At 67.7% G+C, this 16,095-nt stretch carries 13 protein-coding genes and 5 pseudogenes; 5 read left to right on the forward strand and 13 right to left on the reverse strand.

Going from position 1 to position 16,095, the window contains the following annotated elements:
- Positions 1-77: 77 nt before the first annotated feature.
- The 3 genes and pseudogenes from AC0IX7_RS03860 to AC0IX7_RS03870 all read right to left on the reverse strand — a co-directional run.
- Positions 78-1,828 (reverse strand): annotated as a pseudogene (locus AC0IX7_RS03860) (acetolactate synthase 3 large subunit).
- 83 nt (positions 1,829-1,911) lie between these two features.
- Entirely contained in the window at positions 1,912-2,307 is a 396-nt protein-coding gene (locus tag AC0IX7_RS03865) for a hypothetical protein (protein WP_471813725.1), read from the reverse strand.
- Positions 2,208-2,833, reverse strand: a pseudogene (locus AC0IX7_RS03870) (tRNA (adenosine(37)-N6)-dimethylallyltransferase); the annotation flags it as partial. The pseudogene AC0IX7_RS03870 and the gene AC0IX7_RS03865, both read right to left, overlap by 100 nt.
- Here AC0IX7_RS03870 and serB point away from each other — a divergent pair.
- Positions 2,832-3,712, forward strand: a pseudogene (serB, locus tag AC0IX7_RS03875) (phosphoserine phosphatase SerB). The pseudogenes AC0IX7_RS03870 and serB sit on opposite strands and share 2 nt — an antisense overlap.
- Before the next feature lie 129 nt (positions 3,713-3,841).
- Here the strand turns inward: serB and AC0IX7_RS03880 are convergent.
- From AC0IX7_RS03880 to AC0IX7_RS03895, 4 genes are all read right to left on the reverse strand, one after another.
- A complete protein-coding gene (locus AC0IX7_RS03880; protein ID WP_471810610.1) occupies positions 3,842-4,324 on the reverse strand; it encodes a hypothetical protein in 483 nt (160 codons plus the stop codon).
- Positions 4,325-4,700: 376 nt separating this feature from the next.
- Positions 4,701-4,955: an SPOR domain-containing protein gene (locus AC0IX7_RS03885; protein WP_471810611.1), complete on the reverse strand. Its 255-nt coding sequence runs from the start codon at positions 4,953-4,955 to the stop codon at positions 4,701-4,703.
- Complete coding sequence (locus AC0IX7_RS03890) at positions 4,952-5,260, reverse strand: hypothetical protein (RefSeq protein WP_471810612.1); 309 nt, start codon at positions 5,258-5,260, stop codon at positions 4,952-4,954. The genes AC0IX7_RS03885 and AC0IX7_RS03890 overlap by 4 nt, the downstream gene beginning before the upstream one ends.
- The gene (locus AC0IX7_RS03895; RefSeq protein WP_471810613.1) at positions 5,260-5,706 is read right to left on the reverse strand and encodes a tetratricopeptide repeat protein; all 447 of its coding nucleotides are present in this window, start codon (positions 5,704-5,706) and stop codon (positions 5,260-5,262) included. Before AC0IX7_RS03895 ends, AC0IX7_RS03890 begins: the two co-directional genes overlap by 1 nt.
- 194 nt (positions 5,707-5,900) lie before the next feature.
- Here AC0IX7_RS03895 and AC0IX7_RS03900 point away from each other — a divergent pair, with 194 nt between their 5' ends.
- Positions 5,901-6,605, forward strand: a complete 705-nt coding sequence (locus AC0IX7_RS03900; protein WP_128453054.1) for a ParA family protein — start codon at positions 5,901-5,903, stop codon at positions 6,603-6,605.
- Positions 6,606-6,609: 4 nt separating this feature from the next.
- Positions 6,610-8,391, forward strand: a complete 1,782-nt coding sequence (locus AC0IX7_RS03905; RefSeq protein ID WP_471810614.1) for an SPOR domain-containing protein — start codon at positions 6,610-6,612, stop codon at positions 8,389-8,391.
- Positions 8,392-8,590: 199 nt separating this feature from the next.
- On the opposite strand, the gene AC0IX7_RS03910 is transcribed toward AC0IX7_RS03905, so the two are convergent.
- The 6 genes and pseudogenes from AC0IX7_RS03910 to AC0IX7_RS03935 all read right to left on the reverse strand — a co-directional run bounded on the left by AC0IX7_RS03910 (position 8,591) and on the right by AC0IX7_RS03935 (position 13,986).
- A complete protein-coding gene (locus tag AC0IX7_RS03910; protein WP_471810615.1) occupies positions 8,591-9,811 on the reverse strand; it encodes a dihydroorotase in 1,221 nt (406 codons plus the stop codon).
- Positions 9,808-10,793, reverse strand: a pseudogene (locus AC0IX7_RS03915) (aspartate carbamoyltransferase catalytic subunit). Before AC0IX7_RS03915 ends, AC0IX7_RS03910 begins: the two are co-directional and overlap by 4 nt.
- Positions 10,794-10,935: 142 nt before the next feature.
- Positions 10,936-11,601, reverse strand: a complete 666-nt coding sequence (locus tag AC0IX7_RS03920) for a hypothetical protein (protein WP_471810616.1) — start codon at positions 11,599-11,601, stop codon at positions 10,936-10,938.
- Between the two features lie 20 nt (positions 11,602-11,621).
- The gene (locus AC0IX7_RS03925) at positions 11,622-12,377 is read right to left on the reverse strand and encodes a hypothetical protein (RefSeq protein ID WP_471810617.1); all 756 of its coding nucleotides are present in this window, start codon (positions 12,375-12,377) and stop codon (positions 11,622-11,624) included.
- A gap of 35 nt (positions 12,378-12,412) precedes the next feature.
- Positions 12,413-12,880: a Holliday junction resolvase RuvX gene (gene ruvX / locus AC0IX7_RS03930; protein WP_060524389.1), complete on the reverse strand. Its 468-nt coding sequence runs from the start codon at positions 12,878-12,880 to the stop codon at positions 12,413-12,415.
- Positions 12,877-13,986 carry a DUF3089 domain-containing protein gene (locus AC0IX7_RS03935; RefSeq protein WP_471810618.1) on the reverse strand — a complete coding sequence of 370 codons (1,110 nt, stop codon included), beginning with the start codon at positions 13,984-13,986 and terminating at the stop codon, positions 12,877-12,879. Before AC0IX7_RS03935 ends, ruvX begins: the two co-directional genes overlap by 4 nt.
- A gap of 326 nt (positions 13,987-14,312) precedes the next feature.
- On the opposite strand from AC0IX7_RS03935, the gene gatC reads away from it, so the two are divergent.
- Both gatC and gatA read left to right on the forward strand, forming a co-directional pair.
- Positions 14,313-14,615 carry an Asp-tRNA(Asn)/Glu-tRNA(Gln) amidotransferase subunit GatC gene (gatC, locus tag AC0IX7_RS03940; protein WP_471810619.1) on the forward strand — a complete coding sequence of 101 codons (303 nt, stop codon included), beginning with the start codon at positions 14,313-14,315 and terminating at the stop codon, positions 14,613-14,615.
- Positions 14,615-16,095, forward strand: a pseudogene (gatA, locus tag AC0IX7_RS03945) (Asp-tRNA(Asn)/Glu-tRNA(Gln) amidotransferase subunit GatA). The gene gatC and the pseudogene gatA overlap by 1 nt, the downstream one beginning before the upstream one ends.

The following is a 16,095-nucleotide window of genomic DNA, read 5'->3' on the forward strand; positions in this document are numbered from 1 at the left end:
CGGCGGCGGTGGCCAAAGCAGGCCGACCCACCCCAACCCCTCCCTTTCAGGGAGGGGCGCAGCAGAAGGATGCCCCATCAGACCAGCGCCTTCGCTTCGTCGTCCATCGTGCCCGACACTTCGTTCGCCTGCAGGATCATGTCGGTATGCGCGGCCCCCGATGGGATCATCGGGAAGCAATTCGTCAGCTGCGACACGCGGCAATCGACGATCACCGGGCCGTCATACGCCAGCATCTCGGCGATCCCGCTGTCGAGCTGGTCGCGCGTCTCGATCAGGATGCCCTTCCAGCCATAGGCCTCGCCGAGCTTGACGAAATCGGGCAGCGAGATCCGAATAGCTTTCGGCATAGCGGCTCTCATAGGTGAGCTCCTGCCACTGGCGGACCATGCCCATATACTGGTTGTTGAGGATGAAGATCTTCACCGGCAACCGGTATTGCGTGGCGGTCGCCAGCTCCTGGATGTTCATCTGGATCGAGGCCTCGCCGGCGATGTCGATCACCAGCGCGTTCGGGTTCCCCAACTGCGCGCCGATCGCGGCAGGCAGGCCATAGCCCATCGTGCCGAGCCCGCCCGATGTCAGCCACTTGTTCGGCTTCTCGAACCCGAAATGCTGCGCGGCCCACATCTGGTGCTGGCCGACCTCGGTCGTGATGATCGGCGAGCGCGCGTGCGTCGCGTCGAACAGCGCCCGGATCGCGCGCTGCGGCATGATCTCGGTCGGATCGGTCTCGGGAAAATCGAGGCACTTCTTGGCACGCCAGCCCTCGATCCGCTGCTGCCACTCGGTCGTGTCGGGCTTGGGATGCTGGCGGCTCTTCCAGATCCGGATCATGTCCTCGAGCGCATGGCCGACATCGGCGATGATCCCCAGATCGACGCGCACGGTCTTGTTCACCGACGAGCGATCGATATCGACATGCACCTTCCGCGAGTTCGGGCTGAACGCATCCAGCCGTCCCGTCACGCGGTCGTCGAAGCGCGAGCCGAGCGCGACGACGAGGTCGGCCTGGTTCATCGCCATGTTGGCCTCGTACGTCCCGTGCATCCCGAGCATGCCGAGCCACTGCGGCCCCGACGCGGGATAGGCGCCGAGGCCCATCAGCGTCGACGTCACCGGCGCGCCGGTGATGCGGACGAGTTCGCACAGCAACTGGCTCGCGGCCGGGCCCGAATTGATGATGCCGCCGCCGGTATACAGGATCGGGCGTTCGGCCGCGGCGAGCATGTCGACGAGCTGCTCGATCTGCGACTGGTCGGCCTTCACCTGCGGGCGATAGGTCTTGTGCTGGATCGGCCCCGGCTTCTTGTAGCGCGCGGTTGCGACCTGCACGTCCTTCGGGATGTCGACGACCACCGGGCCGGGACGACCCGAGGTGGCGATGTGGAACGCCTCGTGGATCACGTCGCCAAGCTTGGCAGGATCCTTCACGAGGTAATTGTGCTTCGAGCAATGGCGCGTGATGCCGACGGTATCGGCCTCCTGGAACGCGTCGGTGCCGATCAGCGCGGTCGGCACCTGGCCGGTGATCACGACCATCGGGATCGAGATCCATCAGCGCGTCGGTGATCCCGGTGACCGCATTGGTCGCGCCCGGGCCCGAGGTGACGAGCACGACGCCGGGCTTGCCGGTCGAGCGCGCATAGCCTTCCGCGGCATGCGTCGCAGCCTGTTCGTGGCGCACGAGGATGTGCTTGATCCGGCCGCTGCGAAACAGCGCGTCGTAGATCGGCAGCACGGCACCACCCGGATAGCCGAAGACGACCTCCACGCCGAGATCGCACAGCGCCTCGATCAGGATATCGGCTCCACTCTTCTCGGTCATTTCATATCATCCTTTGCGAGAACGCTGCCTTTAGCGTCTCGTGGTGGAGACCGGCTACCGATATAAAAGATGCGTGTCAAACATCATTTGAGCAATATAGTTTCAAATTGTTGCAGGCGCGTTGATAGGTCGAGGGCTTCGGTGCAGGTCCAGGCAGCGGGCGGCTGGTGTCGGAGCCAGGTGTATTGGCGCTTGGCATAGTGCCGCGTGGCGAGCGATCCGGCGGCGATGGCGTCGGGTTTCGAAGTCTCGCCACGGACAAGGGCCGAGATCTCGGGCACACCGATCGCGCGGCGGATCGGGCGTCCTGCGGAATGTCTGTGCGGGCGAGAAGCGCGGTTATCTCGTCGCGGCTGGTGTCGGCCATCGCGGCGAAGCGCTGGTCGATGCGCGCGTTGAGCCAGTTGCGGTCGGGGATCAGAATCAGCGCGCGGACGTCGATCGTGTCGCCGATCCCGCCGACCTTCTCCGTCTGCCATTCTGCGAGCGTGCGCCCTGTGCCGCGGACGACCTCGAGCGCGCGGGCGACGCGGGTGGTGTCGGCGGCATTGAGTTTGGCCGCGGCTTGCGGGTCGAGTTGCGCAGAGCGGCGTGTGCGTCGGCGACGGGGAGGGCGCGGACTTGCTCGCGGAGGGCTGGGTCGATCGCAGGGACGGGGGCGATGCCGTCGAGCAGCGTGCGGACATAAAGCCCGGTGCCACCGACCAGGATCGGCAGCTTGCCCTCGGCCAGCGTATCGCGGATCGCCTGCATCGCTTCGGCGGCCCAACGCGCGGCGGAGTAGGTGGCGTCGGCGGCGTCGACATGGCCGAACAGTTTGTGCGGGGCACTGGCCTCTTCTTCCGGCGAAGGCCGCGCGGTGAGGATGCGGAGGTCGGCATAGACCTGCGCGGAGTCGGCGTTGATGACGACGCCGTCGTGGCGCGCGGCGATGGCGAGCGCGAGCGCGGACTTGCCGCTCGCGGTCGGCCCTGCGATGAGCGCGACCTTCGGGAGATTATTCATGTTCACGGCAACGCTTATAGCCTCGGGCACGCTGACCGCAGGCGATATTTCGACCGCGATGGACCGCCTGCGCGACGCCGGCTGCGCACCGGGCGCAAGCGGCTGGATCGACGAGGGTGACGCGGCCGACCTGATCTTCGGGATGGCGCCGGATGCGGCGCGCGTCGCGCTTGAGGGCGCTTTCGCCGGGGCGGACGTGGTCGTGCAGTCCAGCCTGACGCGCACCAAGAAGCTGCTGGTCGCCGACATGGATTCCACCATGATCACCGTCGAATGCATCGACGAACTCGCCGATTACGCCGGGATCAAGCCACAGATCGCCGAGATCACCGAACGCGCGATGCGCGGCGAACTCGATTTCGAGGCGGCGCTGGATGCGCGGGTGGCGCTGCTGAAGGGCTTGGCCGAGAGCGACATCGAACGCTGTCTTGCCGAGCGGGTGACGATCATGCCCGGCGCCAAGGCCCTGGTGCGGACGATGCGCGCGCGGGGGCACTGGCGGTGCTGGTATCAGGCGGCTTCACCCGCTTCGCGGAGCCGGTCGCAAAGCAGATCGGCTTCGATCGCGCAATCGCCAACGTACTGGAGATCGACGGCGGGATGCTGACGGGGACTGTGACCAAGCCGATCGTCGGGTCGAACACGAAGCTGACGACGCTGCGGGCGGCAATCGCCGAGCGAGGGATCACCGTCGAGGAGTCGCTCGCGGTCGGTGACGGCGCGAACGATCTGGCGATGATCGAGGCGGCGGGACTTGGGGTGGCGTATCACGCCAAGCCGGTCGTCGCGGCGGCTGCGGCTGCGCGCGTGGATCATGGCGACCTGACTGCGCTCCTCTACGCGCAGGGTATAGCGCGCCGTGACTGGGTGCTGGACTAGAGCCTTCACCCCTCCCTGAAAGGGAGGGGCAGGAAGTGGGTCGGCTTCCGCATGTCCAAACCCCAGTGACTGAAGCTGGCCGACCCACCCCCAACCCTTCCCTTCCAGGGAGGGGCGCAGAAGTGAAGGTCAGCCCTTCGCCAGCGGCGTCCCGCTCGCCGCACACACATACGTCGCCAGTTCCTCACGTAACGGCAGCCCCTTGATCGGCCGCAGCGGGCCGTCATGCGCGATGTTGGTCTCGACCAGCGCGCGATTCGGGCCGACGCCCAGCACGTGGAACAGGCGGTTGGCGCAATCGGTTTCGGTCCGCGCATAGGCGATCTTGCCCGCATGCTCCTGCCGCAGGATCGCGATGATCGTGCCGCCGACGGCTTTGCGCTCGCGCAACAGGAAATGGCGCGAGGTCGGGTCGGACAGGGTCGGGATCAGCCGCCCCTTGACGGTCAGTTGCTCGGGTTTGGGTACGGCCACGTCGGTCTCGGCAAGGTTGCGCAACGACACGCCGTTTTCGGTCATCATATCGGTATTGGTCGTTACAGGCTGTTCGCCAGAACACGCGGCCAACAGCGTTGCGCCAGCAAATGCCAGCGCCAAGGTCTTCGAAATCATGCATCTAGCTCCCGGTCGATGTCGAAACGAAACGACCGGTCCGGCTATTTCGATCCCTGCCGCGCGATGTTGCTCGTGCGCAGAGGCAGGAGGCGCCGTTTTAGCGGGGTTTTCGTCCACCCCGGTCCGGGCGGGGGCCGGGCGGGTCGCGATGTTCGTCGGCGCCGCTGGCGCGCAGATACGACGGGTCGGCTGGCAGGCGATGCCGACCGTCGAGCATCCCTTGACGCTACCCTCGGTCGAGGCACGCACGGCATTGCTGCCTGATCTCGGTGCAGGTCGGCGACGCGGATACCAGTGCCAAGCTCAGCAGGATCATTCGCACATCCCCGTCACGAGTATCGTCATGCGTATCGCCGCGTTCGAGCCTATCAAGTCAGGGCGCGACGACCACGCAGGGCACACGTGCGGCCGAGCAGGCGCGCGTCGCGTCCGCCTTCGATGCGAACCCACCGGCCTGAAGCCGCGTCACGCTGCCCGCCTTCGTATAGAAGGGCTGCGCACCACGAAGCCTGCCGCGCACCGTGTTCCACTGTGTCTCGGCATTGCCTTGGTCGCGGAACGCGCCGAGCTGCACCCGCCACTTCCCGGTCGCCTTGACGGGCGCGGGTTTCGAGGCAACCGCCTTCACCGGCGCCGGTTTCGGGGTCGTCGGCGTGGGCGCAGGCTCGCGCGTCGGCGCGGGAACGCGGGCAGGGGCGAACTCGGCGGCAGGCGGGTAGGCTGCGGCGTCTCGGCCACCCGCGATGCCGGCACGTCGACCCGCGCGCTGTTCCCTCCGACGGTCGAGCGCGACGGCGCGGCGGGCGTCGCCTGCAACGCATATTTCTGTGCCAGCGCGGTGCCCTTCTCGCGGTCGGCGGGCGAGATATACTGGTCCATCTGCGCCAGCGTCTGCGAGGCGGACTGCAACCCGGATGCGGACGCGCGCGTCATTAGCGCATAGGCGCGGGGAAATCGCGCGGCACGCCGTCGCCGTTGAACAGCATCGTCCCCAGCACCAGCTGCGTGCGCGGCTCGCCACGTGCGGCGGACTTTTCGAGCCAAGGTAGCGCGTCGGTCTTCTTTCCCAACTGGAACAGCGCAAGCCCGTAATTGTCGCCCGCCTGGAGATGCCCCTGGAGCGCCGCCTTGCGGAACCAGCTCTCGGCAAGACCGGGATCGAGTGGGACGCCGCGCCCCAGCTTGTACGCCTGGGCGAGGTTGAACTGTGCGTCGGGATCGCCGGCGATCGCGAGCGGCCGCCATTCGCCGACGGCGCGCGTGTAATCGCCCTTGCCCCAGGCGTCGACGCCGGCCTTCACATCGGCATAAGCGGGGACGGCGGCGAGCACGCCGCTCAGTGCGATCGCACCCACCAGAAGCTTACGCCCAACCGTCATCGCTCTACCTCATATCGTCTCGTCGCCACCATGCCGCCGATCGTCGCGCAAGGCAAAGGGCGCGCGGATGCTTTCCGGCCAATTCAGTATTTTCCGGCCGATATCGTTCGATCCACACCCATTATGACGCTGCGTTAACCGCTTCTTGGACGTCCACATGGCACGCCATCCGCGATTACCGGGGTCGGGGACTTATGCGCGTTCTAGCGTTCGCATCGCAGAAGGGAGGATCGGGGAAGACGACCTTGACGGGTCATCTCGCCGTCCAGGCGGAGCGTGCCGGCCATGGTCCGGTGGTACTGATCGACATCGATCCGCAGGGCTCGCTGTCTGACTGGTGGAACGAACGCACCGCCGAGGAGCCGGCCTTCGCGCAGACCACCGTGTCGCGCCTGGCCGCCGATCTCGAGATTCTCCGCCAGCAGGGCTTCAAGCTGGCGATGATCGATACCCCGCCCGCAATCACGATGGCGATCCAGAGCGTGATCCAGGTCGCCGAACTGATCGTGGTGCCGACCCGGCCGAGCCCGCACGATCTGCGTGCGGTCGGCGCCACCGTCGACATGTGCGCACGCGCCGGCAAGCCGCTGATCTTCGTCGTCAACGCAGCGACGCCCAAAGCGCGGATCACCGCCGACGCGACGCTCGCGCTGTCGCAGCACGGGACGGTCGCGCCGGTGATCGTCCACCAGCGTACCGACTTCGCCGTCTCGATGATCGACGGACGAACGGTCATGGAGCTCGACCCCAGGAGCAAGTCGACCGCCGAGATCGAAGCGCTGTGGACCTATGTCTGCGACCGGCTCGAGAAGAATTTCCGCCGTACCGTGTTCAGCGTCCCGACTGCGGTCGGCCAGCGTCCCGCCGCTGGGGGCTTCGGCCGCCGGGTCATCGGCTGACGCCATGGCACGGCCCGGACCACTCCCGTCGCTCACGTCCTCGCTGCTGGCGCGCAAAGGCACCGCGCGCCCGGCGATGCGTCAGCAGGATCTCGACGCCCCGCCAGCAGACGCGCTCGACGATCTCGGCTGGAACGACATGGGCGGTCCGCAGCCCCAGGTCTTGGTTGATCGGGAAGCCCTGAAGGTCGAGATCGAACGGCCGGTCGCACCCGTATCGAAGGCGACCGCCACGCGGATCGGGCGCGAGACGTTGGCCAAAACCGGGGGGCAAAGGCCGCCTTCACGCTTCGTCTCGATACCGACCGGCATCTCCGGCTGCGGCTGGCGAGTGCCGTCACCGGCCGTTCGTCGCAACAGCTCGTCACGCAGGCGCTCGACGCTTTTCTACACACGGTACCGGAGGTGGATGCGCTCGTCGCGCAGCTGCCGCCGACTACGTCAAAACGTTGAAACAGGGATTATCCCGATGAACACGCGCGCACTTCTCCTCGGCGGCATCTCCGCCCTCCTGCTCGGCGGTACGATGGTCGGCTGTGCGGCCAATGGCGGTAGCATCGCCTCGGCGAGCGACCGCAGCGGCGCGTTGGCGGCCAAAGGCGCGGCGAGGAATGCCGGCAAGGCGCAGACCGCGCTCGCCCGGCACGAGGGACCGGTGGCGATCGGCTATGCGGAGGGTGCGGTGGCGCTGATGCCGCAGTCGGCCGAATACCGCATGCTGCTCGGCCAGAGCTATCTGCAGGGCGGGCGTTTCACGTCGGCCTCGCGCGCGTTCGCGGATACGCTCCAGCTGTCGCCGACCAACGGCAAGGCGGCGCTGAACCTCGCGCTGGCGCAGGTCGCGACGGGCGATTGGCAGGCGGCCCGGCAGACGCTGGCGGCGCACGCGGCGATCATCCCGGCGCCCGATCGTGGGCTGGCCTTGTCGCTGGCGGGGGATACGGCGGGCGGGATCGCGCTGCTGACCGAGGTCGCGCGGTCGCCCGAGACGAATGCGAAGGTCCGGCAGAATCTGGCGCTGAGTTTCGCGCTGGCGGGCCGCTGGCAGGAGGCGCGCGTGGTCGCCGCGGCGGACATGGCGCCGGCCGATGTCGACGCACGGCTCGCGCAATGGGCGCTGTTCGCACAGCCGGCGACCGCGTCGGATCAGGTGGCGAGCCTGCTCGGCGTGCGGGCGGTGGCGGACGCCGGCCAGCCGGTCGCGCTGGCGCTGAACGCGCCGGCGCAGGTCGTGCCGGGTGTTCCCGGGCAAGCCTTGGCGGCGGCGGAGCCGGTCGCTCCGCAGACCGACGCCGTACCGGTCGAGGTCGCCTCGGCACCAGCTGCTGGGTTCTCCAAGGTGTCGTTCGGCCCGCGGCAGGAGGTCGTCCAGGCGCTGCCGACGATGATGCTTCGCCCGGGGAATGGTCCGATCAAGCTTGCATCTATCCTCGCGTCGAACGGACGCGGCATGGCAACCGCGGCCTATGAAGTGAAGGCACCGGCGACGGGCCGCTGGTATGTCCAGCTCGGCGCGTTCGAGAGCGCGGGCGTGGCCAGGGACGCCTGGGGTCGCGCCTCGCGCCGGTTTGCGATGCTCGCTGGGCATTCGCCGAACGGCATGACGTTCAAGGCGAACGGCGAGGATTTCTACCGCCTCTCGGTCGGCGGGTTCAGCCGGTCGGCGGCGAACTCCATGTGTCGCCAGTACCGCGCCAAGGGTGGGGCGTGCTTCGTCCGCCAGGGTGCGGGCGACGCGATGGCGCAGTGGTTGCGCAAGCCCGGGATGCAGATGGCGTCGCGGTAAGGGGGCGTATCGAGCGCTTCTGGATCGCCCTTTATACCACCCCGGCGAAGGCCGGGGCCAATTGGGAAACGGTGTTAACTGAGCGCTGCGTGCCGTTACTCCAGCCTTGCTAATTGGGCCCCGGCCTTCGCCGGGATGATGCGCAGTTGTCTGGTGTGTGAGTTGTGTGGCGCGCATGTAGCTTTTGCCATGTGGCCTCTCACCGAACCTCGCGGCCACCCTTCCACAACCGCAACACGCGCCCCTGCACCGGCAAGCCATCGAACGGCGTATTCCCCGCCTCGGCCAGGAACTCTTCCCCGACGACCTGCCACGGCGCCTGCTGATCGAACAGCATCAGGTCGGCCGGCTTGCCCGCCTCCAGCGTCCCCGTATCGAGCCCCAGGACCCGCGCCGGATTGCGCGCCAGCAGCGCGAACAGGCGTTCCAGCGTCAGCAGCTCGTCGCGCACGAGCATCAGGGCCAGTGGCAGCAACGTCTCCGCACCGGCCATCCCACTGCTCGAATCGGTGAACGGCAGCCGCTTTTCCTCCGGCCCGCGCGGCTCGTGTCCCGAACAGAGCACGTCGATCGTCCCGTCGGCGATCGCGTCCAGCGCCGCCCGTCGATCGCTCTCGGCACGCAAAGGCGGGGACAGCAGCGCGAACGACCGGAAATCGCTGACCGCGATCTCCGACAGATGCAGGTGTGCAGGCGTGATCCCGCAGGTGACGGCAACGCCGCGACGCTTGGCCGCGCGGATCAGGTCGAAGCCCGCCGCAGTCGTCACCTGGCGGATGTGGAGACGCGCGCCGGTATCCTCTGCGAGCATCAGGTCGCGCGCGATCGCCAGTGCTTCGGCAACCGCAGGCGCGGCGGGCAGGCCGAGCCGCGTCGCCGTCTCGCCCTCGGTCGCGACGGCACCGGCGGTCAGCCCGCCATCCTCGGCATGCACGACGACCGTCACGTCCAGATCGCGCGCATAGGCCAGCACGCGCCGCATCACGCCGCTGTCGGCGATCCAGTGTTTCCCCGTGCCGACCGCCTTCGCTCCCGCCGAAACGCAGATCGCCATCTCGGCGAGGTCATGGCCTTCGAGCCCACGCGTGGCGGCGGCGATCGGGTGTATCCAGAGGTCGGGCTTGCCAATCAGCGCCGCGCGCTGGACGATGCCGGGGTCGTCCAGCACCGGCGACTGGTCGGGCATGAGACCGATCCGGATGATCCCGCCGGCGCGGAACGCCGCGCGGTCGACCTTGGCCACGCCGAGATCGACGATCCCCGGCGCGACGGTCTTGCCCGCGCAATCGACGATTTCGGCGTCCGACGGAATATCGACGATGCCGGTCGCGACGATCACGCCGTCGCGGACCAGCACATTGCCCTTCGTCACGCCGCCGACCGGGCAGGCGAGCGTGGCGTTGGTGAGTGCGAGGATCATGCCCAACCCTCCACGCCGCGCGCTCTTCGGGTCAGCACGTCGAGGCACGCCATGCGCACGGCGACCCCCATCTCGACCTGCTCGGTGATCGCCGAGCGGGCGTGATCCGCCACCGCCGAGTCGATCTCGACGCCGCGGTTCATCGGGCCGGGGTGCATCACCAGCGCATCTGGCGCCGCCTTCGCCAACCGATCCAGCGTCAACCCGTAGCGCAGCCGATATTCGCGCGTGGAGGGCACATAGGCGCCGTCCATCCGCTCGTTCTGGAGCCGGAGCATCATTACCACGTCGGCGCCCTCCAAGGCCTTGTCGAAATCGGAAAAGGCGGTGACGCCCATCCGCTCGATCATCGGCGGCATCAGCGTCGACGGCGCGCACACGCGAACCTCGGCGGCGAGTGCGGTCAGCGCCAGAATATTCGATCGCGCCACCCGGCTGTGCAGCAAGTCGCCGCAGATCACGACCCGCTGCCCTGCGATCGCGCCTTTGCGACGACGGATCGTCAGCGCATCGAGCAGTGCCTGGGTCGGATGCTCGTGCCGCCCGTCGCCCGCGTTCAGGACAGGACAATCGACCTTGTCCGCAATCAATCGCACCGCGCCCGACGACATATGGCGAATGACGATCACGTCCGCACGCATCGCGTTGAGCGTCATCGCGGTGTCGATCAGCGTCTCCCCTTTTTCACGCTCGACTGCGCCGCATGCATGTTGACCACGTCGGCGCCGAGCCGCTTGCCCGCGATCTCGAACGACAGCAGCGTCCGCGTCGAGTTCTCGAAGAACGCGTTGATCTGGGTGAGACCGGCGAGCCGCTTGTCGGGCGTCGCATGCGTCCGGTTCGCGCCGACCCACGTCTCCGCCTCGTCGAGCAGGAACGCGATCTCGTGCGGCTGGAGCCCGTCGATACCGGTGAGATGCCGGTGCGGGAAGACGGCGCCGCCTTCGATGAGGGCGGCGGGGCGGTGATCTGAGGTTCGCATTAAAGCCGCGGGATAGTGGCCGCGGGGGCAGGGGGCAAGGCTCGGATGGGCCTGTGTGCAATCCGGTACAGTGCGCCGCGGCTGCCCGACCAGGTAGGTCGAAGGTCGCGATCGTTCGGCCAGGCTGTGGGCGGCGTGTCGATCAGCCATACGAAGTCGAACGCCGCCCTCGGCATCGTCGAGAGGGCGCGGGGAGATCGTACCGCGGATCGTACCGGCATCCGGCGGGGAACAGCGTCTGGCTGCCGGCATAGACGAAGCCGGTGGCGTCGGGTCGGTGCACCGTCAGTTGCGACGACGGCATGTTCCACACGCCGTTGGCGAACGCATCGCGGCGGACGATCGCCATCAGCCCGAGATGATCCATCCGCCGGCTGCTCCATGCCGATTCGCACGGGAGGGTGACGAGAACGAACACGCGGCTGCCGCGCGGGATATGGTCGAGCGCGGCGAGTTGTTCCTGCTGCAGCGTCGCGGTGCGCGCCCAGCCGATCGTCTGGACCGCCAGCCGCAGCCCCAGGAACGCCAGCGCGGCGATGGCGAGCAGATTGAGGTTACGTTGCGCCGTGCTGGTCGGCGACAGCGACAGGATCGCCAGGGCCAGCTCGCAAGGCAGCACGCGCATGTCGGCGAGCGCGGAGCCCATGATCATGCCGGGCATGACGAGGAAGGCCGCGAACACCGCCGCGGCCGCGCAGGCGAGGCGTGGCTCCATGCGGAAACCCATTCCGCGCAGGCCGAACACGACGAGGATGTAGAGCAGCACGGCGCTGGCGATATCGAACACGGCGTTCTGGTCGCGCAGCACGGCAAGGACGAAGAACAGCTTCAGCGATCCGTCGAACCAGTGCGAGATGCCGATCGTCGATGATCCGCCCGGCTGGAGCAGTAGGAGCGCGAGCGGCGCGGCGAGCGGCAGGCAGGCGACGACCGCGCGCCACCAGAGGCGCCATCGCGTCGCGCGGTCGCCAGTTCGATCGCGAACAGGACGAGGCCGAGCAGCCCCCAGCCGGCAAGATGCGTGATCCAGATCGCCAGGCTGATCGGCACGAATACGGCAGCGCGAACGATACCGCGATCCAGCTGCAACCCCAGCCGCAGCCACAGCGCGATCGCCGGGAACACCAGCGCGACCGACAGGCTGTAGTTGAGGAAACCGTAGTGGAACGGCATCCCGAACACGAGCGGCAGCGCGAACGGTGCGGTCGGCGGGAGCCGGCCATGCGCCGCGCGCGCGACGAGCAACATGCCGCCGCCGGTCAGCACCGCGGTCGCGATCATGGTGATCTTGGTGACGAGGACGATGCCGAACGCCGGGCCGAACGCGGCCGCGATCAGGTCGACGCCCAGATTGCCCGACAGCTGCCAGTGCGTCGCGAACCACTGGTGGAGATACGGCGATGTGCCGATCCGTTCGACGATCGTGTAGCGCGCCAGATGGCCGAAGATGTCGGTCAGCGGCGGGATCGCCGGCCACAGCAGCAGGACCGCGAGCAGCAGGCTGACCAGCACGATATAGCGGCGCGTGGCCCACCATGGCTTCGGCCTGTCCGGGTCGGTCGCGTGCGGCATGGGGCTGGTCATCGCATGCCATCCGGCAAGGGACGGTTAACGGCGTGCTAGATCTGCGCGGTCACCAGCGCATCGATCGCGCCTTGCAGGATGTAGGCGGCGGCCATCTTGTCGACCAATTCGGCGCGCTTGGCACGGCTGGCGTCCTGTTCGATTAGCGTGCGGGTGACCGCGACGGTCGACCAGCGCTCGTCCTGGAGCAGGATCGGCAGGCCCATGTCCTTGAGGTTCTGCGCGAACGCCCGCGTCGACTGCGAACGCGGGCTTTCGCTGCCGTCGAGGTTGATCGGCAGGCCGATGACGAGGCCGACCACCGCCTGCGCCTTGATGATCTCGGCGAGCGCCGCCTTGTCCTTCTGGAACTTGGTGCGGCGGATCAGGAGCGCGGGGCTCGCGAAGCTCCAGCCGGCATCGCAGAGCGCGGTGCCGATCGTCTTGGTGCCGACATCGAGGCCGATCAGCCGGCCGCCATTGGGGAGCGCGTCGCGAAACTGCGCGGCGGAAAGCGTGATCATTGCGCGAAAGCCTTCAGGCGGCGGTTGGCGTCGGCGCGGATGTTCGCCCAGAACAGGCTGTAGTCGTAGACGTGGTAGTTGTTGCCGGGCAGCACGTACGGCCCGAGGTTCGGCCCCTCGCCGATCAGCAGGAAGCCGCGGTCGGCACAGCGCGCGGGGACGCTGCCGATCGCCATGGTCGCGGTCTTGAGGTCGGCGGACAGGACGAGCGTGCCGAGGTTGGCGGTGGCGGGCGCAGCGGCGTCGGCGGTGCCGGTCAGCGGATTGGTGCAGACGATCGCCGTGCCCTTGCGTGGCTGGCCGTTGAAGCCGGTGGTCTGGTCATAGGTATCGACGATCAGCGATGGGTCGGCGGGTTCGGCAAAGCTCTCCCAGGACAGGATGCAGCCGGTCTGGTCGGCGGTGCGACATTCGGCGAGCCCCATGCGTGGCAGGTCGGTGACTCGCGAGACGGGCCAGCCGACGACATACGCCGCGACGATCCGCGCCTTCAGTTTCGGATCGCTCGCAACGCGGTCGCGGAGCAGGCGGGTGAGGTGGAGCGCGCCCTGGCTGTGCCCGGCGAGGATGATCGGGCGGGTCGGGCCGGCCTCCTTGAGGAAGCGGTCGAACGCGGCGGACACGTCGCCGTACGCCAGCGCCAGCGCGCGTTCGCTGTCGGCCTCGCTGGTGAGGAACGCGCCGAACGTCGCCTGGCGATAGCGCGGTGCCCAGATGTCGCCGGCCTCGTTGAACGCGCTCGCCTGACCGCGGAGGAACAGTTCCGCCCTCGCATTGGTCTCGGGATCGTCGATCGGCGCGTTCCAGTGGTCGCGATTGATGTACGAGGTCGGGTGGATGAAGAAGATCGCCGCGCCTTTGCCGGGCGTTCCGGGCGTGTAGCCGGGCGGCGTCCAGAGCGCGGGATTGCCGGGGGCATCGGGACGGGCGAGCCACATGATTTTCCGCGCGTAGATGTTGCGTGGGGCTTCGCGTTGCGCCTGGAAATTCTCGCTCGGGACCATGACCGCGCGCATCAACTGCGTGCCGAACAGGCGGTAGGCGAGCAGGGCGGCGATCGCGAGAACGATCATCGCGGCGACGAAATAGAGAAACTTGCGGGCCAAGCGGGACCTTCCGTGCAGGCGTTGGGGCTCCCGTGCCGCAATGAGCTCGTGGTTGCAATCGGCGGCAGTCTACGGCGGATCGACATTCTGCGCGCGCGCATCGGTTGTCGCCGTCGCAGCTCTTCTCCCCTCCCTGGAAGGGAGGGGCTGAAGTGGGTAGGTCCGCTGAGCCACCACCGTCTGAACACGGGGAACCCGACCCACCCCCGATCCCTCCCTTCCAGGGAGGGAGAAAAGCTGCGAACGCGTCTATTTCAATCGGCCAGCCTGAAGCACCCACGCCAAAGATGTTGCGCCCTCGCGCCGCGCGGTGCTAGCCGCACGGCATGTCCGTAGATACTGCAACCGTGAAGCGGATCGCGAGCCTTGCGCGCATCGCGATCACCGACGAGGACGCCGCCCGCATGGCGCCGGAACTCGGAAACATCCTTGGCTGGATCGAGATGCTGGGCGAGGTCGATACGACCGGCGTCGAGCCGATGACCGCCGTCATTCCCAACACGCTGCGGCTGCGCGACGATGTCGTCAACGCCGACCCGCTGACCGGCGGCAGCATCCGCGAGCAGGTGCTCGCGAACGCGCCCGTTGCAGAGCACGGCTTCTTCGCCGTGCCGAAGGTGATCGAATAATGACCGAGCTTACCGATCTGGGCGTTGCCGGCATTCGCGACGGCGTGCGCGACGGCTCCTTCAAAGCCCGCGACGTCGCCGACGCGTTCATCGTGAAAGTCAGCCAGGCCAAGGCGTTGAACGCGTTTCTTGTCGAGACGCCCGAACACGCGATCGCCGCCGCCACTGCCGCAGACACCGCGCGCGCCGCCGGCGAGACGCTCAAGCCGCTCGCCGGCGTGCCGATCGGCATGAAGGATTTGTTCTGCACAGCGGGCGTTACCACGACCGCGGCGAGCCATATCCTCGAAGGCTTCACGCCGACCTACGAGATCGACCGTCTCGCAGAACCTGTGGGATGCGGGCGCGGGGATGCTCGGCAAGCTGAACATGGACCAGTTCGCGATGGGTTCGTCGAACGAGACCTCTGCGTTCGGCAACGTGATCAGCCCTTGGAAGCGCAACGACGGCGGTAACGCCTCGCTGGCCCCCGGCGGCTCGTCGGGCGGCTCGTCCTCGGCGGTCGCCGCACGGCTCTGCCCCGGCGCGACCGGCACAGACACCGGCGGCTCGATCCGCCAGCCCGCCGCCTTTACCGGCATTTCGGGCATCAAGCCCACCTATGGCCGCTGCTCGCGCTGGGGGACGATCGCGTTCGCCTCGTCGCTCGACCAGGCCGGACCGATGGCGCGCGACGTCAAGGATTGCGCGATCCTGCTCGAGGCGATGGCCGGGTTCGACGCGAAGGACGGCACCTCGCTCCAGCTCGACGTGCCGAAATGGGAAGCGGGTTTGTCCGCCAATCTGAGCGGCCTGCGCGTCGGCATTCCCAAGGAATATCGCGTCGACGGGATGCCCGAGGAGATCGAGGCGCTCTGGCAGCAGGGCATCGACTGGCTGAAGGATGCCGGCGCGACGATCGTCGAGGTCTCGCTCCCACACCAAATACGCGTTGCCCGCCTATTACATCATCGCGCCCGCCGAGGCATCGTCGAACCTCGCCCGCTATGACGGTGTGCGCTACGGCATCCGCGATCTGCCGACGGGCGCCGGCCTGCAGGACATGTACGCCGCGACACGCGCCGATGGCTTCGGCCCCGAGGTGAAGCGCCGCATCATGATCGGCACCTATGTGCTGTCGGCCGGGTTCTACGACGCGTATTATACGCAGGCGCAGAAGGTCCGGACGCTGATCGCGCGCGATTTCGAACGGGCTTGGGAGACGTGCGACGTGCTGCTGACGCCGACCGCACCCTCGGCAGCGTTCGGCCTCGGCGAGAAGGTCGATCCGATCTCGATGTATATGAACGACGTCTTCACTGTGCCGTCTTCGCTCGCAGGGCTGCCGGCGATGTCGGTGCCGGGTGGCCTCGACAAGCAGGGGCTGCCGCTCGGGCTTCAGATCATCGGCAAGCCGCTCGACGAGCAAGGCGTGCTGAACGCAGGGCTCGCGATCGAACAGCGAGCGGGATTTACCGCGCGACCAGAGGCTTGGTGGTAA

The sequence above is a fragment of the Sphingomonas sp. AC411 genome (assembly GCF_979253035.1).

What these genes read in the sequence shown, in the direction of transcription:
- AC0IX7_RS03865 (WP_471813725.1), bottom strand. Translation starts at nt 2,307, where the DNA reads ATGGCAGACGGAGAAGGTCGGCGGGATCGGCGACACGATCGACGTCCG.
- AC0IX7_RS03905 (WP_471810614.1), top strand. Translation starts at nt 6,610, where the DNA reads ATGGCACGGCCCGGACCACTCCCGTCGCTCACGTCCTCGCTGCTGGCG.
- AC0IX7_RS03910 (WP_471810615.1), bottom strand. Translation starts at nt 9,811, where the DNA reads ATGATCCTCGCACTCACCAACGCCACGCTCGCCTGCCCGGTCGGCGGC.
- AC0IX7_RS03925 (WP_471810617.1), bottom strand. Translation starts at nt 12,377, where the DNA reads ATGACCAGCCCCATGCCGCACGCGACCGACCCGGACAGGCCGAAGCCA.
- AC0IX7_RS03895 (WP_471810613.1), bottom strand. Translation starts at nt 5,706, where the DNA reads ATGACGGTTGGGCGTAAGCTTCTGGTGGGTGCGATCGCACTGAGCGGC.
- AC0IX7_RS03900 (WP_128453054.1), top strand. Translation starts at nt 5,901, where the DNA reads ATGCGCGTTCTAGCGTTCGCATCGCAGAAGGGAGGATCGGGGAAGACG.
- gatC (WP_471810619.1), top strand. Translation starts at nt 14,313, where the DNA reads ATGTCCGTAGATACTGCAACCGTGAAGCGGATCGCGAGCCTTGCGCGC.
- AC0IX7_RS03880 (WP_471810610.1), bottom strand. Translation starts at nt 4,324, where the DNA reads ATGATTTCGAAGACCTTGGCGCTGGCATTTGCTGGCGCAACGCTGTTG.
- AC0IX7_RS03890 (WP_471810612.1), bottom strand. Translation starts at nt 5,260, where the DNA reads ATGACGCGCGCGTCCGCATCCGGGTTGCAGTCCGCCTCGCAGACGCTG.
- ruvX (WP_060524389.1), bottom strand. Translation starts at nt 12,880, where the DNA reads ATGATCACGCTTTCCGCCGCGCAGTTTCGCGACGCGCTCCCCAATGGC.